The organism is Fructilactobacillus sp. X8R2C1, assembly GCF_059900955.1.
Map to the genome: position 1 here is coordinate 156,461 of NZ_JBWXVI010000001.1, position 26,483 is coordinate 182,943.

The 26,483-nt window shown below is 40.3% G+C and carries 26 protein-coding genes and 1 tRNA gene; 12 read left to right on the forward strand and 15 right to left on the reverse strand.

What is annotated here, in order from left to right:
* The first annotated feature begins 86 nt into the window (after positions 1–86).
* Entirely contained in the window at positions 87–2,015 is a 1,929-nt protein-coding gene (locus AC6UD6_RS00845; RefSeq protein WP_500695292.1) for a M13 family metallopeptidase, read from the forward strand.
* 38 nt (positions 2,016–2,053) lie between these two features.
* The gene (locus AC6UD6_RS00850; protein ID WP_010022596.1) at positions 2,054–2,221 is read left to right on the forward strand and encodes a hypothetical protein; all 168 of its coding nucleotides are present in this window, start codon (positions 2,054–2,056) and stop codon (positions 2,219–2,221) included.
* A 50-nt stretch (positions 2,222–2,271) separates the two neighbouring features.
* Here the strand turns inward: AC6UD6_RS00850 and AC6UD6_RS00855 are convergent, their stop codons facing one another.
* From AC6UD6_RS00855 to AC6UD6_RS00875, 5 genes are all read right to left on the reverse strand, one after another.
* Complete coding sequence (locus AC6UD6_RS00855; protein WP_500693465.1) at positions 2,272–3,078, reverse strand: alpha/beta hydrolase; 807 nt, start codon at positions 3,076–3,078, stop codon at positions 2,272–2,274.
* A 134-nt stretch (positions 3,079–3,212) separates the two neighbouring features.
* On the reverse strand, positions 3,213–4,259 hold the full coding sequence (locus AC6UD6_RS00860; RefSeq protein WP_500695293.1) for a WxL protein host-binding domain-containing protein: 1,047 nt from the start codon (positions 4,257–4,259) through the stop codon (positions 3,213–3,215).
* Between the two features lie 85 nt (positions 4,260–4,344).
* Positions 4,345–7,338 carry a pectate lyase-like adhesive domain-containing protein gene (locus AC6UD6_RS00865; protein WP_500695294.1) on the reverse strand — a complete coding sequence of 998 codons (2,994 nt, stop codon included), beginning with the start codon at positions 7,336–7,338 and terminating at the stop codon, positions 4,345–4,347.
* A gap of 25 nt (positions 7,339–7,363) precedes the next feature.
* Positions 7,364–8,395, reverse strand: a complete 1,032-nt coding sequence (locus tag AC6UD6_RS00870) for a WxL protein host-binding domain-containing protein (RefSeq protein ID WP_500695295.1) — start codon at positions 8,393–8,395, stop codon at positions 7,364–7,366.
* Between the two features lie 18 nt (positions 8,396–8,413).
* Positions 8,414–9,232, reverse strand: a complete 819-nt coding sequence (locus AC6UD6_RS00875; protein ID WP_500695296.1) for a hypothetical protein — start codon at positions 9,230–9,232, stop codon at positions 8,414–8,416.
* A gap of 351 nt (positions 9,233–9,583) precedes the next feature.
* Here AC6UD6_RS00875 and map point away from each other — a divergent pair, with 351 nt between their 5' ends.
* Both map and AC6UD6_RS00885 read left to right on the forward strand, forming a co-directional pair.
* The gene (map, locus tag AC6UD6_RS00880; RefSeq protein WP_500695297.1) at positions 9,584–10,384 is read left to right on the forward strand and encodes a type I methionyl aminopeptidase; all 801 of its coding nucleotides are present in this window, start codon (positions 9,584–9,586) and stop codon (positions 10,382–10,384) included.
* A gap of 127 nt (positions 10,385–10,511) precedes the next feature.
* Entirely contained in the window at positions 10,512–11,114 is a 603-nt protein-coding gene (locus tag AC6UD6_RS00885; RefSeq protein WP_500695299.1) for a matrixin family metalloprotease, read from the forward strand.
* A gap of 45 nt (positions 11,115–11,159) precedes the next feature.
* Here the strand turns inward: AC6UD6_RS00885 and AC6UD6_RS00890 are convergent, their stop codons facing one another.
* The 5 genes from AC6UD6_RS00890 to AC6UD6_RS00910 form a co-directional block, all read right to left on the reverse strand.
* Positions 11,160–11,789 carry a DNA-3-methyladenine glycosylase gene (locus AC6UD6_RS00890; protein WP_500693458.1) on the reverse strand — a complete coding sequence of 210 codons (630 nt, stop codon included), beginning with the start codon at positions 11,787–11,789 and terminating at the stop codon, positions 11,160–11,162.
* 38 nt (positions 11,790–11,827) lie between these two features.
* Complete coding sequence (locus AC6UD6_RS00895) at positions 11,828–12,274, reverse strand: universal stress protein (protein ID WP_500693457.1); 447 nt, start codon at positions 12,272–12,274, stop codon at positions 11,828–11,830.
* A 94-nt stretch (positions 12,275–12,368) separates the two neighbouring features.
* On the reverse strand, positions 12,369–14,084 hold the full coding sequence (locus AC6UD6_RS00900) for a BCCT family transporter (protein WP_500693456.1): 1,716 nt from the start codon (positions 14,082–14,084) through the stop codon (positions 12,369–12,371).
* A 94-nt stretch (positions 14,085–14,178) separates the two neighbouring features.
* Positions 14,179–14,736, reverse strand: a complete 558-nt coding sequence (locus AC6UD6_RS00905; RefSeq protein WP_500695301.1) for a sugar O-acetyltransferase — start codon at positions 14,734–14,736, stop codon at positions 14,179–14,181.
* A 42-nt stretch (positions 14,737–14,778) separates the two neighbouring features.
* On the reverse strand, positions 14,779–15,453 hold the full coding sequence (locus AC6UD6_RS00910; RefSeq protein ID WP_500695302.1) for a ribonuclease H family protein: 675 nt from the start codon (positions 15,451–15,453) through the stop codon (positions 14,779–14,781).
* Positions 15,454–15,560: 107 nt separating this feature from the next.
* Between AC6UD6_RS00910 and AC6UD6_RS00915 the strand changes: the two genes are divergently transcribed.
* Complete coding sequence (locus AC6UD6_RS00915; protein ID WP_500693453.1) at positions 15,561–16,001, forward strand: hypothetical protein; 441 nt, start codon at positions 15,561–15,563, stop codon at positions 15,999–16,001.
* Positions 16,002–16,091: 90 nt separating this feature from the next.
* On the opposite strand, the gene AC6UD6_RS00920 is transcribed toward AC6UD6_RS00915, so the two are convergent.
* The 3 genes from AC6UD6_RS00920 to AC6UD6_RS00930 all read right to left on the reverse strand — a co-directional run bounded on the left by AC6UD6_RS00920 (position 16,092) and on the right by AC6UD6_RS00930 (position 17,726).
* A tRNA-Asn gene (locus tag AC6UD6_RS00920) sits at positions 16,092–16,165 on the reverse strand.
* A 125-nt stretch (positions 16,166–16,290) separates the two neighbouring features.
* The gene (locus tag AC6UD6_RS00925) at positions 16,291–17,391 is read right to left on the reverse strand and encodes an NAD(P)-dependent alcohol dehydrogenase (RefSeq protein WP_500693452.1); all 1,101 of its coding nucleotides are present in this window, start codon (positions 17,389–17,391) and stop codon (positions 16,291–16,293) included.
* A gap of 212 nt (positions 17,392–17,603) precedes the next feature.
* Positions 17,604–17,726 (reverse strand): hypothetical protein, encoded by a 123-nt coding sequence (locus tag AC6UD6_RS00930; protein ID WP_010022570.1) that lies wholly within the window; start codon positions 17,724–17,726, stop codon positions 17,604–17,606.
* A gap of 110 nt (positions 17,727–17,836) precedes the next feature.
* On the opposite strand from AC6UD6_RS00930, the gene thiD reads away from it, so the two are divergent.
* From thiD to AC6UD6_RS00965, 7 genes are all read left to right on the forward strand, one after another.
* Positions 17,837–18,637, forward strand: a complete 801-nt coding sequence (gene thiD, locus AC6UD6_RS00935; RefSeq protein WP_500695303.1) for a bifunctional hydroxymethylpyrimidine kinase/phosphomethylpyrimidine kinase — start codon at positions 17,837–17,839, stop codon at positions 18,635–18,637.
* 185 nt (positions 18,638–18,822) lie between these two features.
* Positions 18,823–19,428, forward strand: a complete 606-nt coding sequence (locus tag AC6UD6_RS00940; protein ID WP_500695304.1) for a 5' nucleotidase, NT5C type — start codon at positions 18,823–18,825, stop codon at positions 19,426–19,428.
* Between the two features lie 13 nt (positions 19,429–19,441).
* Positions 19,442–20,320, forward strand: a complete 879-nt coding sequence (gene fba, locus AC6UD6_RS00945; protein WP_500695306.1) for a class II fructose-1,6-bisphosphate aldolase — start codon at positions 19,442–19,444, stop codon at positions 20,318–20,320.
* A 340-nt stretch (positions 20,321–20,660) separates the two neighbouring features.
* Complete coding sequence (gene glpK, locus AC6UD6_RS00950; RefSeq protein WP_500695308.1) at positions 20,661–22,172, forward strand: glycerol kinase GlpK; 1,512 nt, start codon at positions 20,661–20,663, stop codon at positions 22,170–22,172.
* Positions 22,165–23,982 carry an FAD-dependent oxidoreductase gene (locus tag AC6UD6_RS00955; RefSeq protein ID WP_500695310.1) on the forward strand — a complete coding sequence of 606 codons (1,818 nt, stop codon included), beginning with the start codon at positions 22,165–22,167 and terminating at the stop codon, positions 23,980–23,982. The genes glpK and AC6UD6_RS00955 overlap by 8 nt, the downstream gene beginning before the upstream one ends.
* Entirely contained in the window at positions 23,975–24,760 is a 786-nt protein-coding gene (gene tpiA / locus AC6UD6_RS00960; RefSeq protein ID WP_500695312.1) for a triose-phosphate isomerase, read from the forward strand. Before AC6UD6_RS00955 ends, tpiA begins: the two co-directional genes overlap by 8 nt.
* Positions 24,761–24,762: 2 nt before the next feature.
* Positions 24,763–25,467, forward strand: coding sequence for an MIP/aquaporin family protein (locus AC6UD6_RS00965; RefSeq protein WP_500693445.1), 705 nt, complete (start codon positions 24,763–24,765; stop codon positions 25,465–25,467).
* Positions 25,468–25,582: 115 nt separating this feature from the next.
* On the opposite strand, the gene AC6UD6_RS00970 is transcribed toward AC6UD6_RS00965, so the two are convergent.
* Positions 25,583–25,762 (reverse strand): hypothetical protein, encoded by a 180-nt coding sequence (locus AC6UD6_RS00970; RefSeq protein ID WP_500695314.1) that lies wholly within the window; start codon positions 25,760–25,762, stop codon positions 25,583–25,585.
* 1 nt (position 25,763) lies between these two features.
* The gene (locus AC6UD6_RS00975; protein WP_500695316.1) at positions 25,764–26,468 is read right to left on the reverse strand and encodes an NAD(P)H-dependent oxidoreductase; all 705 of its coding nucleotides are present in this window, start codon (positions 26,466–26,468) and stop codon (positions 25,764–25,766) included.
* Positions 26,469–26,483: the final 15 nt, after the last annotated feature.

Consider the following 26,483-nt stretch of genomic DNA (forward strand, 5'->3'; position numbering starts at 1 on the left):
CGAAAAAAATGAGTCTCATGAACAACATTCATGGGACTTTTTTGATACCATTTAATTATGAGAAAAAATTCGAAAGGACAATGACTATGACTAACAAAGAATTTCCAATTGATAAGTCGGAACTAAAAACCGACTTCTATGACGCCATTAATGGAGCATGGATTAAACAAGCAACCATCCCGTCTGATCACTCGTCAACCGGTGGTTTCATGGATCTAGTTGATGATATCGACAAGACCTTAATGAAGGATTCAGCCGACCTATCAAGTGGAAAATTACCTGCTAAAACCCTCGAACTCGAAGAATACAAAAAGTTCTATAACATGACTAATAACTTCAAAAAGCGTGATGAAGATGGCGTTAAGCCTTTAAAGCCAGTCCTTGACCGAATCAGTAATCTGGAAAATTACAATGATTTAAACGATCAGCTCCCCGATTGGATCCTTTCTGGACTCCCAACCCCATTTTCATTGGGACTTGATCCTGACATGAAGAATGCGAAAGTGAACGCCCTCTTTGCGAGTGGACCTTCCCTTTTTATGCCAGATAAAACTTACTACGAAAAAGATAATGAAGCGGCCAAAACCTTAATGCCAATCTTCATTCAAATGACCACCAAGTTATTTGAAATGGCTGGATATAGTGAGAACGACAGTCAAAAGATCGTTGAAAATGCGGTTGAATTTGATCGTTTAATCGCCCCAAACGTCAAGTCAGCTGAAGAAGCTGCCGACTACAGTAAAATGTACAATCCAGAAAGTACCGACGAATTAGCTCGGTCAACCAATGCCTTGAACCTAAAGGAAGCCATTAACCAGTTAGTTGGTACCCTTCCCGAAAAGATCATCGTCACCGAACCCCAATTCTTTAGTAATCTTTCCGAACTTTTAACTTCATCTCACTTCCAGCTTATGAAGGACTGGATGCTTGTAAAGACACTTAATGGGTACAGTGGCACTCTCTCAGACGAATTCCGGGTAGTTGGTGGGACCTATAGTAGATCGCTCTCAGGCAAGAAGGAAGCCACTAATAAAAAGAAGGCCGCCTACTACCTTGCATCAGGAACATTTGATCAAGTGGTTGGTGACTACTACGGTAAAAAATACTTTGGTGAAAAAGCCAAAGCTGACGTTCATCAAATGGTTGATAGTATGATCGACGTATATAAAAACCGACTTTCAAACAATCAATGGTTAAGCGACGACACTAAGAAGATGGCAACTAAAAAGCTTTCTACCCTTGGAGTTCAAGTCGGATATCCTGATGAATTAGATCCGCTTTACAAGAAATTTCACGTTACCGAGGAAAAAGATGGTGGCACGGTTTTAAGTAACCTACTTAACTTTGAAAAAATTGCCAACCAAGACGAATTCTCAAAGTGGAACAAACCAGTGGAACGAGAACGTTGGGAAATGAGTGCCAACACCGTGAATGCTTACTATCATCCCTTTAAAAACATCATTGTCTTCCCGGCTGCCATCCTACAAGCACCATTTTACAGTTTAGATCAACCCGAAAGCGCTAATTATGGCGGAATCGGAGCGGTTATGGCTCATGAAATTTCACACGCCTTTGACAATAATGGTTCTTTATTCGACCAGTATGGTAACCTGAATAATTGGTGGACCAAGTCCGATCACGAACACTTCTCCAAGTTAGCCCAGAAAATGATTGACGAATTCAACGGCATTCCATTTGCGGGTGGTAAAGTTAACGGTAAACTGACCGTCTCAGAGAATATCGCTGATGCGGGTGGTCTTAGCTGTGCTGAAGAAGCCGCTAAAAATGGTGATAATACTGACTTATACCAGTTCTTTACCAACTGGGGTCGGATTTGGCGGATGAAAGCCACCCCAGAATACCAGAATCTATTACTATCAATTGACGTGCATGCACCTGCCCCACTTCGGGCATCTGTTCAAGTTAAGAATCTTGATGACTTTTACACAACTTTTGACGTAACCGCCAAAGATCAGATGTACTTAAAACCTGATAAACGAGTTCAAATCTGGTAGGATGTAAGTGAAAAATAGAACAGATGGGAGTGCATAATATGAAACTTACTGATTATATCGATAAACAAATTCAATTCTTAGACCAACAATTACAAGATGCTAAAGACAAGAGTGAAGTTAAGGGTCAATACCTCATTGAATCAAAGATTAACGAACTTCAAGCATTAAGCCGTGCCGTTGAAAAAGGTGTCGTTAACCAACTCTAATTAAAACAAAAGCGAGATCACATTAATTTGTGATCTCGCTTTTTGTTTGATTATTCAGCGAACAGGAATCTTTCAATAATTCTTGAAGCCATCTGATTGTTTAATAACTTACTGTGTTGACCTGATCTTCCGCTTACTTTAATTTCCTGATAGTCAGAGCCCGGGACAAGCTTTCTTAATTCACGAGCAGACGAAGTAGTAACTCGTCCGTCAGATTTATTTGTCTTGCTCAATTGTCCGTAAACGTTGAGGACACTCACACCTTTCGGAAAACTCTTAGAGGCATCCTTTAATTCACTAACTTTCGGGTAGCGATGGTTCATAACATCAGTTACCGGCATGATGCCCTTGTATGGTCCACCAATTGATATGAACTTGGTCAGTCGCATATGATTCGATTCTTGACCATATGCCACGGCGTTCTGATAAATCGTCAAACTTCCAGAACCGAATCCTAAAGCATTATATTGTTGATAATGGTACTTATGATTTAAATGAACGAGAATCTCATTCAGCCACTTCGCCTGAATTACCGTTGAAGCAGTATTGTCGGTAAAGTTGACCTTGATAATCGGATACTTAGCGTGTACATTTCCGTTAGGATGGTAATAAATCTTACCGTCCGGATAAACGTTAATCTTCATGGCATACTCGCCGCCCTCACGGCTAGAAGTAACCGTCAGGTGATTAGCAGCCTTGGAAGTTTTATTTAGGTCTGATACAAATAAAATGGGGGTGTGTTCGCCACGCTTTACACCATCAACGTTGATCCCAAATTCAATAAAAAGAAAACCAGCCACAACAATGGCAATTCCAATCGCAAATAAAAAAATGTTTTTCTTTGCTGCTTTTTCCAAAAAATCACTCTTCCTTTGTTCATAAATTAGGAATCCCAGTGACACAAAAATCCCGCACAAAAAATCCGGAACACGCAAGCACCGGTTTCCAAATAATAATACACAATTGTGTATGAAACATAGTCTTATTAGATTTATAGCTCATCTTGTTTTCTTCCGGCAAAAAAGAAATAAAGACAGATACCAATGATACCCAACAACAATATTAACATAACCAACCAGAAGATGCTCTTTGAAACCGCTTTATTTATTGAATGAGTCGCTGAAATTGGGTTATTGACAGTAAACCCACGTGTAAAGTTCCAGACCTTAGTTCCCTTAAATTGAGGATCATTAGAAATCATTTTTAAGTGAAGCAAATAGCGTCCGTTCGGTAATTGGTTAGCGGACTTAGGAACCAGGTAATTAAACGAACTATTAGGCGCGATTACGGCATCAAAAGTTGTATGTGAGTCTAAAGCATTCATACTGTTAATCGGTGTAACGTCAGTCTTAATCTTGGTTTTTCCAAGCACCGCCGCCCTGTCATTTGATAACTTGACTTCCATCAAATTAGGATTACTAGCATTCAGCATCTTAATCCCATTCATTTTGATGTTAGCAGGTTGTTTTCCGTGTTTTAACTGAATTCCAACCGAATATGAATACAGTGAATTGACTGGTGATGACGACTGGTTGCCATTATCTTCGACAACGTAAAGGCCACCAAGAATGGTTCCCTTGAAATCTTGAAATCGCCTGTCATTCGGAACATTTAGATTTAAAACAACGGTTTGCTTTTGTTGCGGTTGAAGTGAAACCGACTGATCGGAAGTTTTAGCAAAAGTTACCAACTTCTCAATCGGAAATTGACGGTTATTAGTTTTCTCTTTATTAGCGTAACTAATCGTAGGAGCTCCAGAAGTAGTAGCGGGATTAACTCCCAATTTAACCTTTAATGGCATGTTAGTGCTTCGGTTAATCAACTGGATTTTTAGCTGTTGTTTCATCCCAGGAGTTGCCTTAATATCGAAATAATCAGCCCTTTTTTGTTGGCCTTTCACATCTTTTATCTGAGGAAGAACTTCCAGTGGGACCTGATTTTGTGTATCGGCCTGGGTAAAAATACTTCCAAGTAAGAAGAAAAGAACAAAAGCACCGAGTGCAACCATCATCACCATTAATCTTTGAACTACTTTCATTATAACGCCACTCCAATTTCCAAGTTTAATCATTCATTACGCACAAAAGACGACAACAATTCTTAAATTATCATCGTCTTAATCATTAGTCGCCCTCAGAAGGACCGTGAGACAAGTTCCAAGTCAGCGTTCCACTAGAGTTCTGTGAATTGCCACCAAGACCCGCTTTATTATCCCTTAAAACTTCTTCATCTAGGTTCAATTTAATGTTATCCAAATTCCAAAATGTCTGATAGGTTGAATTATCTAAACTCACATCATTACTTGAGACAATCGGGGTTTCCTGTCCATTAAAGTTAATGAGGTCGGAAAGATTGTTTCCCGTTTTATTCCACTGCGTAAGTCCCATGCCACTTGGGGTACTTAATTCTTGGAGAAAACCATCACTAAGTGGGGACCCACCCAAAAGTAACGATGCATCATTTAACAGGTTTCCTTGATTATCATTTGCTGTAGCCGTAACCGATAAGTTCCAACCGTCATCATTTATTTCGCTACCAACAGAATTAGTAAACTGGGTAAAGATCCCTGGCTTCGAACTATTTGGATTGTAAGCTAACGAAGTTCCCTGCTCAGAAATTGGAACCGCCAAATGACCATTAATCGGTGACGCATTCCCACCGTTCATGTTAAATTGCATGCTTTGAGGAACCGCGTCGAGTCTTAACATTGCCGGATCATTATTGTCAGCAGGGTTGTTAGCTCCCGCAACTTGGTCACCTGGATCGACATTTTGTGGAAAGCCATTGTCATCCTGTGTTTGCGGTTGATATGGATTAATCACCCCTGGGCTATTAACACCGTCAACTGGTTCTGGGGTCTCCTTCGTGTAAAACCAGCTGGAATCATTATATCCAGCGGCAAAAGCCGTAATGGTTTCGTTCGCAGTCAGGTAGGTTTGCTGTCCGTTCTTTTTAGGCAACGTATACTTGAAGTGCCCGGTAGAATCAGTCTTAGCGACGTACTCCCTTTTGGAAATATTATCAGGAGCTTTGGGTTGAAACATTGGATATCCAAAGGCGTAACCATCATTTGGGATACTATCGTTGTTGCCAACATTGGGTTGGATATTCGGATCACCAGTTAAACTAACATACGCATTTGCATAAGGAGCACCGTTGTCATCCGTGACGGTTCCGTCAATCTGGTACGAGTACTTCGAATCCCTTGCATCATTTAAGGAATGGTCAAACTGCAGGTTACCTTCGGACTGGGAAGTCCCCACCTTTAAACGAGAATATTGATATGGATCAAACGAAGTGGGTTGAAAGGTATCATTTGGATACGACCAGCCACTAGCCGGTGATTGTTCCCAGCTCCACTGAGGCGAACCGTCATTATCATGATTAGTTAAGTTCCAAGCTGAGAATGGTTGATTAACACCAAACTCAATCTGTCCACTCCCGGTTGTACGACCGCGATTAACCGAAATAATTGGTTCGTTAACCGGATGACTATAATTACTCATCCGCAGATCGCCATACCCTAGTTTACGTAAATCAACGTTCCCAGTTAGCGACTGAATTGCCATTCTTGAGTCATTATTTTGAACATTTTTATCAATGTTTAAGGTTGGCTGTTGATCAGAACCTGGGTCAAGTTCAGCAACCTGATTAGGAGCAAAGGTAATGTCACCGTTAGCAAATATGCCTGGACGATTAGTTGCTGGGCTTCCGTAACCATGATTACTATTGACCGTTAGGGTTGAACTCCCAACATTAATTCCAGATTGAGCACTACTATTTGCTCGATTATAAGAAGTGATGGCCGTATGACCAGGCGTCATATCAATATTAACCTTGGAGTAATTACCAATACTAAAGTCATTTTGGTTATTTCCACGCCCCAGATCAAATCCAGAAGTTTGACCTGAACTGTTGCTATTACCACCACCAACTGAGTTTTTAGCGGTCGCATCCATATCGACATTGACATTGTTACCAATCGCAATCTGACCCAGATTAAAAGGTTGACCAGTATTAGGATTAGTGGGAACATTTTGAATCCGCTGATCCCATCGTTCGTCTCCCCAGTCACCAATTTCAAAATTAGGAAGAGAAGAATTGTTATTACTGGTGGTTTTAACGTTAGTTGGATTGGAACTGTCATTGCTGTCGGCAATCCACAATGCACATGCTTCCATTAGTTGTTGACCACCAAAGGAAATATTAGTATTAGTTCGCCCCATCGCTGAATACCGATTAACCTGGTTCAACCGGATTTGGCCCTTTAAAACGTCTAATCCACCATAGTTAACAAACGGTTGAGAACCGGTATACGAATAATTGGTGTAAGTTTGTACATCACCATGAATTCCACCGTTGCTATCACAAAACATCCCATAATAATTACCACCATACACGTTCAAGTTGTTAACCTGAACGTCTGGAAACTGGGATGTCCCATTCGAATTGCTTCTATTATTTCCATGCCAATCAAAACTATTACCGCCTAAATCAACCGTTGGACCATTAACGTGTTGATCGTCCGGATTACTATTAGAAGCGGTAACTTGTCCGTCGACCACCAGATTACCACTTAGACGAGAAGCAGCCTGGACCTGTCGCATTCCGGTATCAGGAGCGGCAAAATCATTTGCAATTAAAATATGATCGACGTTTGAATTCTGGATGGCCGCAACAAAACTACTCCAGTCGCCCACCGAGACAGTCGATAAATCAGCCGTTTTAATTTGCGCAGCCGACAACTTGGTGGCTGGCACGTACTTACCCGCCTTAAAATCACTTTCGTCATTCTGACTTTCTTGCATTAATTGTGTGTACTTACCATTCTTTTGGTCCATATCATGGTTACTTAAGGTTTTTGTCTTCTGGTCGTTTCCAGATGACGCCTGATCCGGATTATCACTATTTGAACTTGTCTTTTTAAACGAACTACTTTGACTAGCAGAATGAGCATGACTAGCTGATGAACTAGCTGTTTGAGGATTACTTTCGGCCTTTACTGAAGCAGAACGATTTGAACTCGTTGTATATAAGAATAGGATCGTACAAGCCACTATAAATAATATGGTCACTCCACCGAGAATTACTCGTTGGATCCATTTATCCTTTTTCACCGTTCATTCCTCCCTGATTTAAGACTTACACCTTGTGTTTTCGATGATTAAATATTACTAGAGATACCAAAATTGTGACAATCAGGCCTAACGCAACTATAATTCCGATCATAATCAAGAGTGTTCGATCTGAAAATGTCCTGATGTAGTCAACCGGACTAACGATAAATTCCCTTTGTAATTTAACGTGACTAGGTGATTCATTAACTGAATTCTTACCACTGAGATTAACGGTGGCAACGTACCTACCGGGCAATAATTGTTTATTTAGTGGTTGTTTGATCGCAAATTCACTGTTGGGGGCTATCTGACCCCTTCTAATCTCGTCGGTACTCGTCATAAGTTGATTGAACGTCACGTTCTTCAACGTTGCATTAGCCTTCACGTCATCTAACATGGCCGGTTTTTTATTGACTAGTCCAAAAGTAAACATTGCATGCTTGACGGCATCCTTCTTGAGATCGTTTTTGGTTGCTTTAATCTCACTACCTTGCGGTTTCCCTTTTCTAACCTCAATCGGGATGGTGTAAGAAAATTGATTATTAATCTCACCTTTAACTGCCGGCGCATCTTGTGTAAAAGTCACTGCGCCAAGGATTTCGCCATTAAAGTCGCGAAAATTATCATTATTTAGGTTGAGGAACATTTTCACGATCCGAGTTTGCCTGGGAGCTAACTGAAAATCACGATCACTTAACTCATTAAATGAGACCACTTGGCGCATGTTAACGGGTAATCCACGAAACTGACTTTGATTATTATTAAAAAATAACGCCAACCTAGATGATGTGGACGCAGAATCAATTCGGGTGCTAATCTGACAAGCGTTGGTTTTACTTAAATTAGTTAACGAGATGGCGATGGGATAATCACGTGCTTGGTTAGTTATAATCTGGTAGTATGAATTATCATGTGACACATGATAACTGTCATCGATCTTGACCTGGATTGGGGCCGTACTGCTCATACTAGCAGCCGAAGCCGTCAAAGTGGCCAAGACTACCACCATAAATAAGGCAATCAGCGTGATTAATAGTACTTTAACGAACTTTTTCATAATTAGGGTCCTAACTTTTTAATGAACCTGAGGAGCATAATTCCAATCAATTGTGCCGTTGTATTCATTATCTTGACTAGGGGCTTTATCATAGCCAGTAAAACTATTACTATTAAACGGAACTTCCAGGCGGAAATCTCCTAACGTCCACGCTAATTCATACACGCCAAACGAACCAACCGGAGTCATTGACTGATCAGCGGGGCCATTATTAGTATTCGACAACATTACCGGAGCATCTGCATCAGTCGTAATGGTGGTAGTTCCAATGTTGTCTGGTGACGCTGGTTGTGAGATATTATTGTACACAGCATCCCTAATGTCATATTGAAACAGTTGGGTATTCTTTAATTCAATGTACGCTCCGGGAAGGGCATCTCCATCACCGTTAACAAACCCGTTTCCATTCCCATCGGCTTCAAGCGTGGCCTTTAACTCCATTGGTCCGGTATCACCAAAGTCATGAACTTGGACAAACACAAAGTTATTCTGACTTCCATCTTTAGACGTGCTAGAGCCACTTGAAGTTAACGGACTATCCGCAAAATGTGGGTCACTGAGAGCCTGAAAGGTTAAATCTTTGGGGACATAATCGACGGCATCTTGATCATTATTCTCACCAGCCGCTCCATTAGCACCAATGTTGAAATTTTCACTTGGGGTAAAGGGATTGATGATTGGAACATTAAATCTTCCCTGCACGTTTAGGCCAACGTTGGTATTATTATTTTGGGAATAATCAATTAACCCATCGGCTTTTACAATTCTGGAAAATAGGCACACTAACAAAACCATGCTGCATAGAAAAAGCCCTACATATTTTACTTTTGCTACCAAACTCGTCGCCTCTTTTATCTCAAAGAATAAAAAATAATCTTCTTAAACAATAACTTGTTACCTAAACCCGATATCTTGCTTCATATTTTAGAATAATTATTAATTTATCACTTAATTAATTGATATTGTAACACGATCCCTCTCAATCTTTAAATTTTATAAAAATAATTGTGATGTTCTTTCACAAAGACGTCGGTTAATTTATGATTAGAAATAATAGGCCCAGTAGTGATATATTAGAGGTGTGAGATTTTAACTAAATTTGGTAATTAAAAATTATTTTTACGCTTTATTTAATTTTAATTATTGAAGAAAAAATAATTTATCCAACTAATAAAAGGAGATATTCACTTGATTACTTTAAAATCAGATCGTGAAATTAAAAAAATGGCCGAGTCTGGTGCAGTTCTAGCTGGTGTCCACAATGGTTTGAAAAAAATCATTAAGCCGGGCGTTGATACTTGGGAAATTGAAGAATTCGCTGACAAGTACATTACCGACCACGGAGCTACTCCATCAGAAAAGGGCTTTGACGGCTATAACTACGGGACTTGCATCTCAATCAACAATGAAGTTGCCCATGGAATCCCGCGTCGGGGCTTAAAATTAAAGGAAGGCGACATTGTCAAAGTTGACATGTGTGTCAATAAGGACGGTTTTGAAAGTGACTCCTGCTGGTCATACGCGGTTGGTGAAGTCTCACCTAAGATCAAGAAACTCATGGAAGTTACTAAAAAGGGACTTTACCTTGGCATTGACCAAGCTCAAGTTGGTAATCGAATTGGAGACATTGGTGCTGCCATTCAACACTACGTTGAAGACGAAAACCATATGGGTGATGTCCGAGAATTAATTGGACATGGCATCCAGCCTTCCATTCATGAGGATCCAGCTGTTCCAGCTTATGGGGTTGCCGGTCATGGAATGCGTCTCAGACCGGGCATGACCATTACCATTGAACCAATGGTTAACCTCGGTACTTGGAAAATCAAAGATGACTATGATAAAAAAGACGATTGGACCTATTACGTTAGCCAAGATGGTTCATACTCAGCTCAATACGAACACACCTTAGCAATCACCGAAGATGGTCCTAAAATTCTCACTTCTCAGGATCACGTTGCTGACGCTAAATACATGTTCAAAAAATAAAAGTAATTAAAATGGATTCGAAATCATTAAGAATTTCGGACCCATTTCTTTTTTGTTCTCCATTCTGTTGCGCTATGCTAATATGGATTTGTTTCAGACTAAATCAGGGATGAAAGGTGGACCAAAAATGAAAAAATCAATCAAAATTGTGGGAACCCTAATGGTATTATTAGTTTCAATGATTGCCTTTAGTTCTCTCACGAGCTCGACCACTGAAGCTGATCAGAAAGTTGACCCTAACATTGGTTTTCGTTATGAACACCCCACCGCCAAATACTATATTCGGAGAGGAACTCCCAAATCGTACCAAACTATCATTGAACAAGCTGCCAGAAACTGGAATAAAACGCACGCTTTTACCTGGATTCGTTCCAAAACCAAAGTTCCGACAACCATTGGTACTACCAATAGTAATACTGGCTTCTGGAAGGGCAATCGGTACGCTGGAGTTACTTTGAATCTTACTAAAACCGTCAACGTTAAAAATCACACTTATCAGTCAGGTGCCAAAATCACGCTCAATCCGCGGGTAATGAGCAACATGGAATACACTTACAAGCAGCAATTGCTAACAACCGAACACGAATTTGGTCATGCAATGGGACTTAAGCACAATCACGCTCAAGAAAGTATCATGTTCCCAAATGACACCTACTATAATTCACTTGATCCTAATCAGATTGGTCTTAGTGACATTCATGGTTTAAAAAACCTGTACAATGAAAAATAAAACAATTTTAAAGGGATGCTACTTTATGAAAGTAGCATCCCTTCCTTATTTCCATCCGTATGTTTTTAAATCCATATCACGCTTAGGTATCTTAGACACATAAGGGTTCCCTTTAACGTAGAAACGATACGGCTTGTCCGTCCAAGTTCCTCGGTCACTAACCCCAATTCGTCCCGATTCGACCACTTCTTTTGGGACTTTCACATGATCAATGTCTAAGTCAAGGGCGGTGTTACCAAGCTCAATCAAGTTCATATCCTTGTCATAAATCCCCAAGGCATCCATTAATTTTCCCGGGCCATTAGTCAATTCAAAACCATTTTTCTTACGATTTTGTTTCATCAAGTCAATCCCTTGATAAGGTTCGATTCCACGAATCAAAATTCCCTCTGGTACGTCCTTAGCCTGAGCAGCAACGTCCAAACAAAGTCGACCATGAATGGAGTAGATATAAATCGTGCCAGGAACACCATACAAGGCTTCGTTCGATGGGGTCCTTTTCCCCTGATAGGCATGCGCTGCTGAATCTCTTTGTCCCAGGTAGGCTTCCGCTTCGGTAACGTATCCGCTCATCAACCCCTTTGGAGAATGATAAACCAGTAACGTTCCAAGCATCTTTTTAGTAATCTCATCGGTGGTACCTTCATTAAAAAAATCTCTTAACTTATCTGACAAAACCCTTACCTACCCTACCTATTATTAAAAACTTTAGACTAACGAATGATAATCGTTGAAATTTTAGACTGCTTAACCAGTTTAACACTAATACTACGATTACCGTGTTCACCGGTCGCATCAGCTCCACAAATTAAGAGATCTGCCTTAAACTTGGGAGCAATGGCATCCAAGATTTCATCGTCAATGTTCCCACCAACCGAAATAATGGGAGTTACGTCCTCCACGCCAGCGTCACTTGCTCGATCGGTGTAATTACCAACCACTTCTCGTAAATGATCCCGTTTTGCTTCGATTTTACTTGGTGTTAAAGAATCATAAATATTAATATCATTATTTTCTAACACCGAGCAAATTCCAAGTGCCGCATGAAACTTAATGGCAATAGTAACTGCGTAACGAAAAGCCCGTTGCGTTGACTTACTATCGTCGGGATCAACTGTCAATAAAATCCTTTCAAATGTCAATGGTTTAAATTTTTCCATTGTCTTCATCCCCTTTCAATAACATCATATCATTAATTTTATGATTTTTAATAAAAAAATAATCAGTAGCAACCCACTGATTATTATTAACTCATTATTCTTTATTAGGATCAGGTAGCGACGCTTCACCAGCACCATTTTGAGCGTCTTCAATACTTTTTACCATTTTTTTAGCATGAATACGACGCATCTTTTCCTTTTTTTGTTTAATTCTTAAATTGTCCATTGCTTTATTTTTAAGCACGATTCCTTCATCATTTTTAACCATGTGGTAAATCGATATCAATATCATGATACATACGAACATTAATGGAAATCCAGCAATCGCACAGAAGGTCTGGATGGTACTAAATCCTCCGACAACTACTAGTCCAAACGAGAATAAGACAAAGACAACAACCCATGTCATTCGGTTAAACTGGGTTGGTTCCTGTCCCTCCTTTAACCCTAAACTTGTAAATGAGGAAACAATGAAAGCTGAGGACGAGATGGTCGTCGCCAGAAAGATAAAACACGAAATACAGTAAACGACAAAAACAATTACCTTAAAGGGCAAACTGGATAATACAGCAGTAATGACAGCAGCCTGACCCTGCGTATTCAAAATATGAACCAAGTTAATCTGGCCGGTCCTTTGTAACCATAACGAATAGCCACCAAGAATTGCATAAAAACTTAAACATCCTACTGAACCGTAACCAAGCATTCCAATCAAAGTGGAACGAATGGTTCGTCCTTTAGAAATACGAGCAATAAAGAGTCCCATGACCGGCATGTATGACAGCCACCAGCCCCAGTAGAAAATCGTTTCCAGTTTGGCAACATCCGCAGTTCCATTGGGAATGGTATTAGTCGACATGGAAACAAACTTATCAGCCAAGAGTCCCAAACTGTTGGTCTCTGAACTTAAGATATAAATAGTTGGACCAACTAACAGGACAAAGGCTAAGAAAATAATGGCTGTCCAAATATGGGCATCACTCAAACGATCAATTCCACCATTTAATCCCTTATAAACGGTCCAGGCAAAGATCACAAATAGCACCGCAAAGAGCGCAGTTTTAAGTTCCAAATTATCTGGAATCCCTAATAAACGACTTAAAACATTAGAAATAATGGGAATTTCCATTCCAACCGATGATCCAACACCACCCATAATTCCAAAGACAACCAGAAAATCAACTAGCTGTCTGGTGTAATACTTCCACCTAGCCTCACCTTGAATAAAATCAATGGCAGAGCTAAGGCGTTGTACCTTGCCGTGTTTAACAAATAGAATATAAGCAATGGCAATCGTAGCCGGGGCAAACATCATCCATGCCATTGGTCCCCAGTTAAACTGACCAAACATGTGCGCATAATTATAAGCACTCTGTGAAAATGGTTTAGCCCCAAAGGGAGGATGCTGCAAGTATCGAAGCGGATCCACCATACTCAACATTAAAATGCTGGCATCAATTGCAGTCGCAAAGACCATGCTGCCCCATTGCAAATCACTATACTCTGGTTTGGAGTGGGGCTCACCCAAGCGGATAGCACCATACTTTGAAAAGATTAACCACATAAAAAATAAGAAGTTAATTATGTAAACCACCATATAGGCCCATCCCATTTGATTAGTGATCCAATTTAGGGCTACCGCTAGTACTCCTTGCAACTTGGAACCACCAATAATCAGAATGATTGAACCAATTCCAAAAATTAATAAGGTTGGAATAAAGACGAATTTATCAATATTAAATTTTTTAAAAATAAAGAAATCCCTCCAAACGCTTTTTTCACAACAAAAAACGCTATGTATGGTGCTCATAGAGCCACTTGCATAGCGTTGTAAAGGTCACACAAATGATAATTACTTATCTTTCACTATCATTATACACAACTAAGATAATAAGTAAAATTCACTAATTATTGTCAATCTTTTTTAATACTTGAGCTGGATTTCCGACTAAAACCACATCGTCTCCAAACGATTTGGTAACAACAGCTCCAGCACCAACCACCACATTGTTTCCAAGGGTCACGCCGGGAACAATGGTGACATGACCACCAAACCAGGCATTATCACCAATGGTAATGGGAGCGGCCATCTCAACGTCTGCGATTCGCTTTTTAGCGTTTAACGGGTGGACGTTTGTATAAAGTCCACAATTAGGACCTATGTAACAATTTTTACCAAATGTAATTGGAGCCGTATCAAGCAACGTCAATCCATAGTTAGCGTAAAAGTTGTCTCCGATGTAAATATTGAAGCCATAATCAAACTCCATCCCAGTCTCAACAAAGAATCTTGGTCCGCTCTTTTTTAACAAGGATTGAATCAGTTGGTTCCGCCTCTCATTATTAGGGGTATTATTAGCCTCCTGCAACTGCTTTCGACAAAGGATCCTTCGACTAATCAGTTCTTTATCAAATTGATTATAAGATTCTCCCTTAGTCATTTTTTCTCTTTCACTCGTCATTGAATCACTCCTTTTAGGTCTTAACCTTATTATTAGGAAAATTTACATTTTGTCCATAGTTTGATTCAATTTCTCGTCCACGAAGACGTTCCCTTTATTTGTGGCGTGACCCTTCGTCCAACCAAATTGGATGTTAGGAAACTGTTTCAATAAATCATCCAATTGTTGCCAGAGTTCCTTATTTTTAAGTTCTCCGCCACTACGTTTCCATCCGCGCTTTTTCCACCCGTCAATCCAGTGTTTAGTAATGGCGTTTAAAACGTATCTTGAATCGCTGACAACCCCAACACTCTGGTCGTTAAGCTGATGATCAAACAACCATTTCAAAGCTTTCACGAGTGCCATAATCTCCATTCTATTATTAGTCACCCCATACTCACCGCCTGAATCAACGTGCTGACCGGTCGGAGCATCAATTAGGTATGCCCACGCCGCCTTATCGTTTGATTTGACGTGACCACCAGCAACATTACCGTGATTTCTGGAACCACCATCGGTAAATACAATGATGGTTGGTCGTTTACCTACTTTACTTTCCACCGGATGGCTTTCAAATTGAACCCCATATAAGTACGCACCAGCTTCTCTTTTAGTTGCAAAACTTTTATACTCAGCTCCCGAAAATCCATCAACTTGCTTTTTAGTGAGTTCCCACGTTGGATAAATTCCAGGGTGTCTCCCCTGCTTTACCGCGTAATACTTCTTATTCTTTGCCATTTTAGCTCCATTTGAATTAAAATCTTAATTAATTATTACATTTAATCATATCGTTTTGCATTTTGTAATATTTATGCGAAAATAACATACAGGAGGGGATTCATACAATGGCTGACATAGCTGCAAAATTAATTACAGTTGATCAAGCGTTAGCAATGCTCAAGGACCGTCATGCTCAAAAAAATGAACGTTTTCCCAAGTTAATGACTCCCGGTAAGTACATTCTACCAGATTACTTCTTAACTAGAAAAAGGGAAGCGTTTAAGATTAGAAAGCATACTTTCTTAAAGCGGCGCTCCCGCTCATACGTTGCTTTCGATTCAGAGAATGGTCAGACGCTTTGGTTGCACAATTTCCCTAGTCTATCAGAAGCATTATTCTGGTTAGATACCGGCCTTAAACCAGCCGATTCTGATTCAGGATCTTCATTCAAAGAATGGAAACAAGAGCATGCAAAAGAAATTGAAGGCATGAAAGACCAGCTTAGACAAATGCCAAAACCTAAAAAAAGTAAACCAAAAAAAGCTAAAAAGGGTAAAAAGCATTAATATCAAAAGTCCCGAGTTGAATTTGGGTTTTTGATTAACTAATTTCACAAAAAAGCACCGCTCAATCAAATGAGTGGTGCTTTTTTGTAGCTGCTGTGGCTGGGCTCGAACCAGCGACATCTTCATTAACAGTGAAGCGTTTCTACCAACTGAACTACACAGCAATAATGAATTACTTAATTTGTTGTTCACAAGTATACACAGTTATTAATTAACTGTCTACTGTTTTATCAAATTATTTTAAATAAAAAAAGTTCTGCGCTAAAGAAACGCAGAACTCAAGTTTAATCTATTTTCGCAGCTGCTCGTTTGGGTAAATGATAACCTTCAAAGAGTTCGATTTATCCGTTCTTGATTTTTCAAGAGCCGCTTTCGTTTCATCTAGTGGATAAAAGTTAGTTAATAGATTATCAACCTTATCAGTGTTTTTAGCTAAAATCTTTAATCCAGTCTTGTAGTTGTTACAGTACCTAAAGATCCCCATAATGGTGGTTTCATGATCAGTCATGAACGGAACATCCAGTGGCGTTTGGTCGGTTGTTGGGACACCAATGTAGGCGACTTTACCACCCCGCTTCAGTGCGTGAAGTGAAGTTTGTTCACCTGGAACTGATCCTGAAGCGTCAATGGCGTAATCAACGCCCGTTCCATTTGTGATGGTCTTAACTTCGTCTAAAACATCCGCATTTTTAATGTTAATTGCATGAGTAGCTCCCAGCTTCTTGGCGGTATCAAGTCGGAGTTGCTCGGTATCACTGACAATGATGGTGTCAGCACCATGGGCCTTTGCGGCTAAGATCGCAAGCAATCCAACTGGTCCCATCCCTGAAATCAAAATAGTAGATCCCACGTCAACTCCCAATTTCTGAGTGGCATGAACGCCAACTGATAGTGGCTCATTTAGAGTCGCCTCTTCATAAGAAACGTTTTCAGGAATGTGATAAACAAAGTCTTGTGGATAAACGATGAATTGAGTTAAATCACCATCAACTGGCGGGGTTGCCATGAATTGCATGTTAGGACAGAGGTTATAATGGCCCGTTCGACAAGCCTCACAATGACCACAGGGAACGCCCGGTTCCATTGCGACTCGATCACCACGTTTAAAGTCGGTTACTTGATCACCCACTGCTACAATCACACCAGAACTTTCATGTCCTAAGATTAAGGGTTTTTTAACCACAAAATCACCAATGTGTCCTTGGTCATAGTAGTGAACATCTGAACCACAGATTCCAACTGCCACAACTTTAATCAAAACATCAGTTGGACCCATTTTCTTTAACTTAGTGTCCTTCATATCAATATCAAACATTTTTTCTAAGACCGCACTTTTAGTGGTCTTAGGCATATTATTTTTGTCATAGTCGGGAATTTTTACATCAGTCATGATTTTCAGTCTCCTTTATTAAGAACTCATTTACAAAAATCATTTTAGGTTAGAAACCTACAACTCCCATTTTTATCATCCCATTCCCATAATTTTCACCATCATTATCACACCTTGCTCAATGGTTATCAATAAAAAAGCACAAAAAAATAGACCACTAATTATCAAAATAAATCAATAATCAGACGTCTAGTAAAAGTTAATTAGTTCAATTATTTAGCAGGTTTTTGTTTCAAAAACTTTTGTAAGTCTGCTACTTCTTTTTGTTTTGCTTTACGTTTTTTAGTGTCGATCGGACGACGACCTTGGACACCATTTGGATGACAAATTCTCATGATGAAAAACTCCTTCCAATTAAGTCTAATTCCTTAAATACATCAGCTCTTAGTATTATAATACATGGAACAGGTAAAAATCAAATCAAACTAGAATGGAGACGCAAAAAATGGCTAAAGATTATCCACAAGCAGTAACGATTGCTGGAAGCGATAGCGACGGTAGTGCTGGCGTCCAAGCTGATTTAAACACTTTCTTTGCCCGTCGGGTCTACGGGGCATCGATTATCACAGCATGTGTATCGGGTAATTCATATGGGATTCACGATAGTGTTAACATGCCGACTAGTTTTATTGACCAGGAATTTAAAGACCTCGGTAATGACTTCCACATCTTAGCTGCTAAAACTGGCATGTTATCAGACGCTAACATCATTAATACGGTCGTAAAAGATTATCAGCTCTATGACTTTGGTCCCCTCGTGGTGGATCCAGTAATCACCACCAAATTTGGTACCATGCTTTTAGAAGCAGATGCTTTTGACGCCATGAAAAACCAACTGGTTCCCATGGCAACCGTTCTCACGCCGAACTTTTTTGAAGCGCAAAAGTTGACTGGTTTAGACGTTGACGATCCTGACTTCATGGCAAAGTCAGCTCAAGCCATGCAGGACATGGGGGCTAGTAACGTAATTGTTAAGGGACGTCATGATGACCCTAGTCAGACCAAGGTTTCTGACTACGTCTTACTTGAAGACGGCAAACATTTTAATATCGACGGCCCTTATTTCACCACCGACCGTAAAAACGGAACTGGTGATACTCTTTCAGCTGGCATTACCGCTGAACTAGCGAAGGGACACACCGTTGCCGATTCCATTAAGATTGCCAAACAATACGTTGATGGCGCAATCGAAGACGAGATCCAAGTTGGTCATAAATATGGTCCAATCAATCATTGGGCAAGATAATTTAGGAATTAATATTTGTAAGACGCAAATTCATTACTTAAGGGATGAGTTTGGGTCTTTTTTTGGATTGAGCTCAATTTTCATTTGAGGCAAATTAATCATAATGTGGTATGTTCTAATTATCCAAGCTTAAATAATTTTGATTATTAATTTATTGATCAAAAAGGAAAGGAATCTTATGTTTCATGAAAGCAAACAAACCAATAAAATTATTTTTAGACATGGATAACGTGTTAGTTAATACCATCCCTGTTCTAAACCAACGGGCGAAATCATTACCAACCGGAGCTCGTCCTGATCGGATCCCTGGCATCTTTAAGGATCTTGATCCGACCGAAAATGCGATTGAAAGTGTTAATCAATTAAAAAAATATTATGATTTGTACATCCTCACTACTGCTCCGTGGAGCAATCCAAGTGCTTGGCAGGATAAGGTAGCGTGGATTCAACGCTACTTTGGTCAAGAAAAAGGAAGCCCCTTTTACAAAAAAATCACAATGACTCACGATAAGAGTCTCGTTCACTACGTTGGTGGAATTCTGATCGATGATCGTCCGTATCATGGTGCCAGTGCTTGGAACGACACCAAAACCAACAGTGTGTGGATCCAATACGGATTTGATAAACGATTGACTTGGAAAGATGATCTAGTTCCATTCTTGATTAAAATTGCCCAATATGGCAATCAAACTAACCAGTTGATTGATGCCGTCAATCAGGCTAATGATCAAAATCCAAAATACGTCGTCCACGGAAATGTAAGTACGTTTCAAAAAGAAAATTGGGAATAAGGGAGAAAATAAAATGATTACAAACAGTACTGAAATGTTAGATAAAGCTCGAAAAGAACACTATGCCGTTCCGGCATTCAACGTCAACAACCTCGAATGGGCGAAAGCCATCTTAGAAGCATGTGAAGAAGCCAAGTCACCGGTCATTATGCAGGTTACTTCTGGTGCGGCCAACTACATGGGCAGTTTTAGATTAGCCTATGATTTGATCGTGGATATGCACAATGCACTAAACATCACCGTACCGGTCTCAATCCATCTCGATCACGGAAACTACTACGACTCCATTAAAACCCTTGGAATCAAGTTCACTTCAATCATGTTTGACGGGTCTGCCCTCCCGTTAGACGAAAACCTTGAAAAAACCAAGACCCTAATTAAGTTAGCACACGCAGAAGACGTTAGTGTCGAAGCTGAAGTCGGAACCATTGGTGGTGAAGAGGACGGAGTAATTGCTGATGGTGAAATTGCACCAGTTGATTCAGCCGTCAAAATGGCCGAGACTGGCGTAGACATGCTGGCAGTTGGCATCGGTAATATCCACGGTAAGTATCCAAAGGACTGGAAGGGTTTAAACTTTGCTCATCTAAAAAAGATCGACCAAGCCCTTTATGATAATACGGGAAAGCAAATCCCATTGGTTCTCCATGGCGGCTCTGGAATTCCTGATGACCAAATCAAAAAGGCTATTCAATTAGGAATCTCTAAGATCAACGTCAATACTGAGGGACAATTAGCTTTCCACCAAGCAATGCGTGACTACGTCCACTCTGATAAAGACCTCGAAGGAAAAAATTATGACCCCCGAATCTTCTTAAAGGCTGGAACCAACGCGCTTAAAAACATGTGCCTAGACCGGATTGGAGTCTTTGGATCAGAAAACAAAGCCTAATTCATACCCGTTATCAAAATAATTAATCCATCTGGATTCACATTTATCTAAAAATGTGAATCCTTTTTTTATTCCATCAGTTCATTCATCAACTACATATAATAAAATGAATAAAGTTTAACGAACGTTAACCCACGTGATTACTCATTTTCTTACTCAAAGCCGGATATTATCCAGGATGTTTTTATTGTGAAATTTGATATTGGTAGTATACTAACCGTTAAAGAAAACGTTTTCTTTAGTTTATGAATGCTGCCATCAAGCGAATCCTAGGAAAATGGCACATTTAATAATTATGTGAAATATGGTTTATTTGTGAAAGTAAGAAGTGATAGACAAAATGAAAAAATATATTTTAGTAATTGACGAAGGAACCACCAGTGTTCGCGCTATCATTTACGATAAAAACGCAAACGTGGTATCTAGCGATCAAAAAGAATTAACCATGTATTTCCCGGAACCCGGTTGGGTGGAACAGGATGCTAACGAAATTTGGTTAACCGCCCAAGCCGTGATGGCAACCGCCATTATCAAGGGCCGGATTAATCCGAATGAGATCGCTAGTATCGGAATTACTAATCAACGAGAAACCACCGTAATTTGGGACAAAGAAAGTGGATTGCCCATTTCTAAGGCCATTGTGTGGCAATCACGTCAAACTGCCCCAATAGCCAAAACAATGATTGATGCCGGGTATAAAAGCATGGTGCAAAAGAAAACCGGCTTAATTATCGATGCGTATTTTTCTGCCACTAAAATCAGATACATCTTGGATCAAGTCTCTGGTGCCCAGGAACGAGCCGAAAATGGTGAACTTCTGTTTGGTACGATCGACAGTTGGTTACTTTGGAAACTAACGGGCGGTGAAGTTCATGCGACTGATTATTCGAACGTTTCTCGAACCATGCTATATAACATCGAAAATCTCGACTGGGATCCTGAATTACTGAACATTCTCAATATTCCTAAAGTCATGCTTCCAGAAGTCAAAGACTCATCGGGAGTCTTTGGTAAGAGTCTGCCGGAAAACTTTTTTGGTGCTTCGGTTCCCATCTCTGGAATCGCAGGCGATCAACAAGCCGCTCTGTTTGGTCACTTAGCGGTTAATTCCGGTGATGTTAAAAACACTTATGGTACCGGTTCCTTTATTGTGATGAATACGGGAAAAAAGCCCAAATACTCACACAACGGCTTATTAACCACGATTGGTTATGGAATTGGTGGTCAAATTACCTACGCTTTGGAGGGATCCGTGTTTATTGCTGGTTCCGCCATCCAGTGGCTAAGGGATCGCATGCAGTTAGTTAAAACGGCTCCCGATACCGAAAATCTAGCCAACAAGTCTAATAATCACAACGAGGTTTATGTCGTCCCAGCATTCACTGGATTAGGTGCTCCGTACTGGAATCCAGACGCGCGTGGTGCGGTCTTCGGTTTATCACGTGGAACCACCAAAAATGACTTTGTTAAGGCAACGTTACAGTCCATTGCCTATCAAAGTCGGGACGTTGTGGGTGCCATGGTAAATGATACTAATATGCCAGTCACCAACCTCCATGTTGATGGGGGAGCCTCGTTAAATAACTATTTAATGCAATTTCAATCCGATCTCTTAGAGACCTCAGTCGTGCGATCAAAAGACATTGAAATGACAGGACGTGGTGCCGCCTATTTAGCGGGACTAGCCATTGGATTCTGGAAGAATATTGATGAACTAAAAAAACTTCAGCCTGAGCCAACCATCTTCAATCCCAACATGGAAAAAGACGAAGCAAAAAGCTTATATTTGGGCTGGAAACAAGCAGTTAAGGCAACTGAATCATTTAAGCCTCAGGAGAATGAAAATGAATAACTTTTCGTATAAAAACCGAAATCAAGATATTGATCAACTTAAAAATGATGATTTTGACGTCACAATCATTGGCGGTGGCATCACTGGAGCAGGCATTGCCGTTCAGGCCGCTGCTTCGGGTCTCAAAACCGCTTTAATTGATATGCAGGATTTTGCTGAAGGAACCAGTAGTCGTTCGACCAAACTCGTTCATGGTGGAATTCGATACCTCAAGACTTTTGATATTGACGTCGTAAACGACACCGTCAAGGAACGATCCATTGTACAACACATTGCTCCACACATCCCTCGTCCTTCTAAAATGCTACTGCCACTTTACGATAATAAGGATGACACCTTCACTCCGCTAAGCGCAGAAGTCGCCATGGCCATTTACGATCATTTAGCCAACGTTTCAAAAGACAGTCCCTTTGCACACCAAACATTGTCAAAAGCGGATGCAGAGAAAAAATTACCCAACCTAAACCACAATCATTTAGTTGGGATGGGAGTCTATCTTGATTACAAAAATAACGACGCGCGCCTCACAATCGAAAACATTAAACAAGCAGTCAGTGATGGTGCCGTTGCAGTTAGTCACGTTAAAGCAGTCAACATCGAAAACGATCATAATCAAAAGATTGTAAACGTGATTGATAGAGAAGATAACACCGAATTTCCAATTAAATCCAAAATCGTCATCAATGCGGCAGGCCCTTGGTACGATGGCATTGTTAAAATGTTTGATTACGATCATAAGCAAAAAATCAGACCTACCAAGGGAGTTCACTTAGTAGTTGATCAAAGCAAACTTAAGGTGCCCCTCCCCGTTTACTTAGACTCTGGGTTAGACGACGGTCGGATGATTTTTATCATCCCAAGATTTGGAAAAACTTACTTTGGAACGACGGACACGGATTACGATGGTGATTACAGCAACCCAACCGTTAATCAAAAAGATGTTGACTATCTCTTAAAGGCCGTTAACCAACACTTCCCAAACGCTAACTTAACGACTAACGATATAGAAGCAAGCTGGGCTGGCATTCGTCCTTTGATTGAATCCGGTGATTATAACGGGAATACCACGCACAAAAACTTAAATGACGACGATCTGCACCACTTAGACACTAAAATCAATCAATACTTTAACCAACAGATTGACCACAACGACGTTAACAATTACGTTCATTCGGTAGTTTCAAACGACCAAAGTGCTTCAAGTGTTTCACGTGGATTTGAAATCAAACTGGTCGACGGTGTCATCAACGTCTCTGGCGGTAAATTAACTGATTACCGGCTAATGGGCGAAGACACGATGAAACTCGTCAAAAAAGAACTGGAACAAAAATTTGATCAACCCGTTTCATTAATTGACTCTAAAAATTACCAAATCTCTGGTGGCCACTTCGATTCAAACGACGTTAACGGCAACATTAAAAGTTATGCTGCCACCTTAGTCAACCGCGGCTTAAGCACCAAGGAAGCCATGGCGATTGCCAACCTGTTTGGATCAAACACTCCCTTAATCGCTAACTACGTTGCCAGTGGCGTCACTGCGCCAGGTTTAACTTTGGCAGAAACAAGTGTTCTTCACTACTCAATTGATCACGAAATGATCAGTCGTCCAATCGACTTCTTACTTAGAAGAACGAACTACCTCCTATTTGATTCTGAGAAAACCGATCAAATCGAGAGGCCGGTCATCGATGAAATGAGCCGCCAATTAGGCTGGGATCGAGCAACTAAAGAAAACATGACCAGGGAATACTTTAAGATCCGCCATCAGTCTCAATTAAAGAAACTAAAGGAGGCTAGTCTCAATGAGTAATCGAATCCCACTTATTTTAGCAAATTGGAAAATGAATAAAACCAGTAAAGATATTGAGGACTTCTTAAAATCATTAGAAGGTAAGTTGCCTGATAAAAACCTCGTTCAAGTTGGCATTGCGGCTCAAAACGTCTACCTTTATAAAATGGTTCAGTTCATTCAATCCCAAAAAGAGCCCATCGAAGTTTTTGCCGAAAATTTGCACTGGGCCGACGAAGGTCCGTACACCGGAGAAACGTCCCCGGTTGCATTATCAGACCTTGGAATCAATGGTTCTATAATTGGTCACTATGAACGCCGCAAGATGTTTAAAGAAACGAACGGTACAATTGGATTAAAAATCATGGGCAGCTTTCGCAATCACCTCACTCCGGTAGTGGCAATCTCAGAAGATACCTCAACCTATAATCCTGATGATCTGGAGATGTCACCCTTAACCGAAATTGCCGTTTCATTTGCTGGCATCAACAAAAAGGATGCTGAACATTTAGTCATCGCATACGAACCATCATGGTCCATCGGTGCCGCTAAAACAGCCTCATTAGCGGAGATTGAACATGCAGCACGGGTGATTCGCACCTCCCTTAAGATTATTTTTGGAAATGACACTGCCGAAAAGATTAGGATTCAATACGGTGGAGCAGTCACCCCAGAAAATGCCAAAGCCATTTTTTCATCACCAAATATCGATGGACTGTTGATTGGAAGAGCCTCATTATCTTCAGATACCTTTCTTAAAATCATCAATGACGTGGCCGAAGTTCAAAGAGGAACCTAATAATGAAATTAAAAATCTTTGGTGAACTGGTTGGGACTGCCTTATTAATCTATTTAGGAACAGGCCTCATCATTTTCAGCGGACCGTACGCTGACCAGTTAGGTCCGTCGGTTGGATGGGGTCTCACCTTATCCATTCTGGTTTATGCCACTGGACCACTTTCAGGAGCTCATCTAAATCCAGCCGTAACCCTTACCATGTATTTAACTAAAAGAATGCCCGGAAAAGAGGCGATTATTTATGTAATTAGTCAACTAGTCGGCGGTCTCTTAGGTGAAATTTGTGTCGTTTTAACCTACGTCTCACTGCTTAACAAGACTGGTGAAAGTTGGAACAAGGAAGTTAGCACTAATTATTTAGGTGGAACGGTCTTCCCCCACATCTCCGCTCCAATTGCTTTCTTCACCGAAGTTCTACTGACCACCACTTTGTTAATTGTGATCCTAGTCTTAAACCATTCTAAAACAAATATGTATGCCATTCAGTCACCAATTGCCGTCGGCTTTACCATCTTTGTTTTGGTAATTGTTGGTGGTAAGTTAACCGGCGCTTCAATGAATCCCGTCCGATCATTGTTCCCCGCTATTTTTGCTGGTGGATTAGCATTAAAATCACTATGGCTTTATCTAACAGCACCACTTGTCGGTTCGATTCTGGCAGCCTTAATAAACCAATACATTATTTCAGACCGAAGCGAACGAATTTAGTATTATAAATAAAAAAGCTCCCAAACCGGAGCTTTTAAATCAAACACTACCCACAGGGGGCTCGTCTTTAACGACGGGTCCCTTTTGTTGTCAATACCATCAACGTAAAGAGTCCTTACCATTTTTCGGGACTCCAACTTCTTCCATCAATCTCATTTTCAGCCTGTTCATTTCTTTTGGCCTGTTCTCTAACTAACTGTTTACATCCATATAACAGTGCACGATTAATAAATGACGTCTGGGTCTTAATTAATTCATCAATCTTATTAGTCGTCCATTCTTCGTTATCATCCATATTAGTCTTCCTCCTGATTCCGAATTAGGTTAATTTGTTCCTTTAAGTCATTTAAATTATCTTGACTGGTTTCCACTTCTTTAATAATTAAATCCAGATCCTGCTTATGTGATTTCATACTTCCAGTTGCCAATTTCTTTAGTTGAAAAGCCATCCACGTCTCACGTTCGTTAAAGTTAAAGGGATACTTAGCTGTCAAATACATCTGATAGTCAACAAGCAACTTTTTTTTCTCATCATACGACATGTACCCAAATTGCGAAATCACAAGTGGTGTCATAAACTTCATACCTGCTTGTCTAGCAAGGGCTTCGTATGGTGTCATAATTTGAGAAATACTAAAGGATTGACTAGCCCCCACCGCAAACGATGATTTAGGGTAGCCCACACTCGTCACGATTCCGAGTTTCTTGCCCTTTAAACGGCCATCTTCATTAGCGTACGTGTAGGCTCGACTTAAGACCTCATCCTCCCAAACTTTAAGCGATGAGGGGGCACTATACCAATAAAGTGGAAACTGAAAAATGATCCGATCAGCCTTATTTAAGAGGTCACGCTCAGCTTGCACGTCAATTGGATCACTTCCATATATTTCATCTAAACAGTGCCATGTAACATCGGCTAAATCAGCTTGACTGGTTCTTAGAAATTCCTGGGTAATTGAGTCCTGAAATTTGGGGTGCGAAACGATTATTAATGTTTTCATGCCTTCATCTTCTTT

Excerpts from the sequence above, each read along its gene's own strand:
- AC6UD6_RS00845 (WP_500695292.1), top strand. The coding sequence starts at position 87 with ATGACTAACAAAGAATTTCCAATTGATAAGTCGGAACTAAAAACCGAC.
- AC6UD6_RS00850 (WP_010022596.1), top strand. The coding sequence starts at position 2,054 with ATGAAACTTACTGATTATATCGATAAACAAATTCAATTCTTAGACCAA.
- AC6UD6_RS00860 (WP_500695293.1), bottom strand. The coding sequence starts at position 4,259 with ATGAAAGTAGTTCAAAGATTAATGGTGATGATGGTTGCACTCGGTGCT.
- AC6UD6_RS00870 (WP_500695295.1), bottom strand. The coding sequence starts at position 8,395 with ATGAAAAAGTTCGTTAAAGTACTATTAATCACGCTGATTGCCTTATTT.
- AC6UD6_RS00885 (WP_500695299.1), top strand. The coding sequence starts at position 10,512 with ATGAAAAAATCAATCAAAATTGTGGGAACCCTAATGGTATTATTAGTT.
- AC6UD6_RS00895 (WP_500693457.1), bottom strand. The coding sequence starts at position 12,274 with ATGGAAAAATTTAAACCATTGACATTTGAAAGGATTTTATTGACAGTT.
- AC6UD6_RS00900 (WP_500693456.1), bottom strand. The coding sequence starts at position 14,084 with ATGAGCACCATACATAGCGTTTTTTGTTGTGAAAAAAGCGTTTGGAGG.
- AC6UD6_RS00905 (WP_500695301.1), bottom strand. The coding sequence starts at position 14,736 with ATGACGAGTGAAAGAGAAAAAATGACTAAGGGAGAATCTTATAATCAA.
- AC6UD6_RS00910 (WP_500695302.1), bottom strand. The coding sequence starts at position 15,453 with ATGGCAAAGAATAAGAAGTATTACGCGGTAAAGCAGGGGAGACACCCT.
- AC6UD6_RS00915 (WP_500693453.1), top strand. The coding sequence starts at position 15,561 with ATGGCTGACATAGCTGCAAAATTAATTACAGTTGATCAAGCGTTAGCA.
- AC6UD6_RS00925 (WP_500693452.1), bottom strand. The coding sequence starts at position 17,391 with ATGACTGATGTAAAAATTCCCGACTATGACAAAAATAATATGCCTAAG.
- AC6UD6_RS00930 (WP_010022570.1), bottom strand. The coding sequence starts at position 17,726 with ATGAGAATTTGTCATCCAAATGGTGTCCAAGGTCGTCGTCCGATCGAC.
- thiD (WP_500695303.1), top strand. The coding sequence starts at position 17,837 with ATGGCTAAAGATTATCCACAAGCAGTAACGATTGCTGGAAGCGATAGC.
- AC6UD6_RS00940 (WP_500695304.1), top strand. The coding sequence starts at position 18,823 with ATGAAAGCAAACAAACCAATAAAATTATTTTTAGACATGGATAACGTG.
- fba (WP_500695306.1), top strand. The coding sequence starts at position 19,442 with ATGATTACAAACAGTACTGAAATGTTAGATAAAGCTCGAAAAGAACAC.
- glpK (WP_500695308.1), top strand. The coding sequence starts at position 20,661 with ATGAAAAAATATATTTTAGTAATTGACGAAGGAACCACCAGTGTTCGC.
- AC6UD6_RS00955 (WP_500695310.1), top strand. The coding sequence starts at position 22,165 with ATGAATAACTTTTCGTATAAAAACCGAAATCAAGATATTGATCAACTT.
- tpiA (WP_500695312.1), top strand. The coding sequence starts at position 23,975 with ATGAGTAATCGAATCCCACTTATTTTAGCAAATTGGAAAATGAATAAA.
- AC6UD6_RS00965 (WP_500693445.1), top strand. The coding sequence starts at position 24,763 with ATGAAATTAAAAATCTTTGGTGAACTGGTTGGGACTGCCTTATTAATC.
- AC6UD6_RS00970 (WP_500695314.1), bottom strand. The coding sequence starts at position 25,762 with ATGGATGATAACGAAGAATGGACGACTAATAAGATTGATGAATTAATT.
- AC6UD6_RS00975 (WP_500695316.1), bottom strand. The coding sequence starts at position 26,468 with ATGAAAACATTAATAATCGTTTCGCACCCCAAATTTCAGGACTCAATT.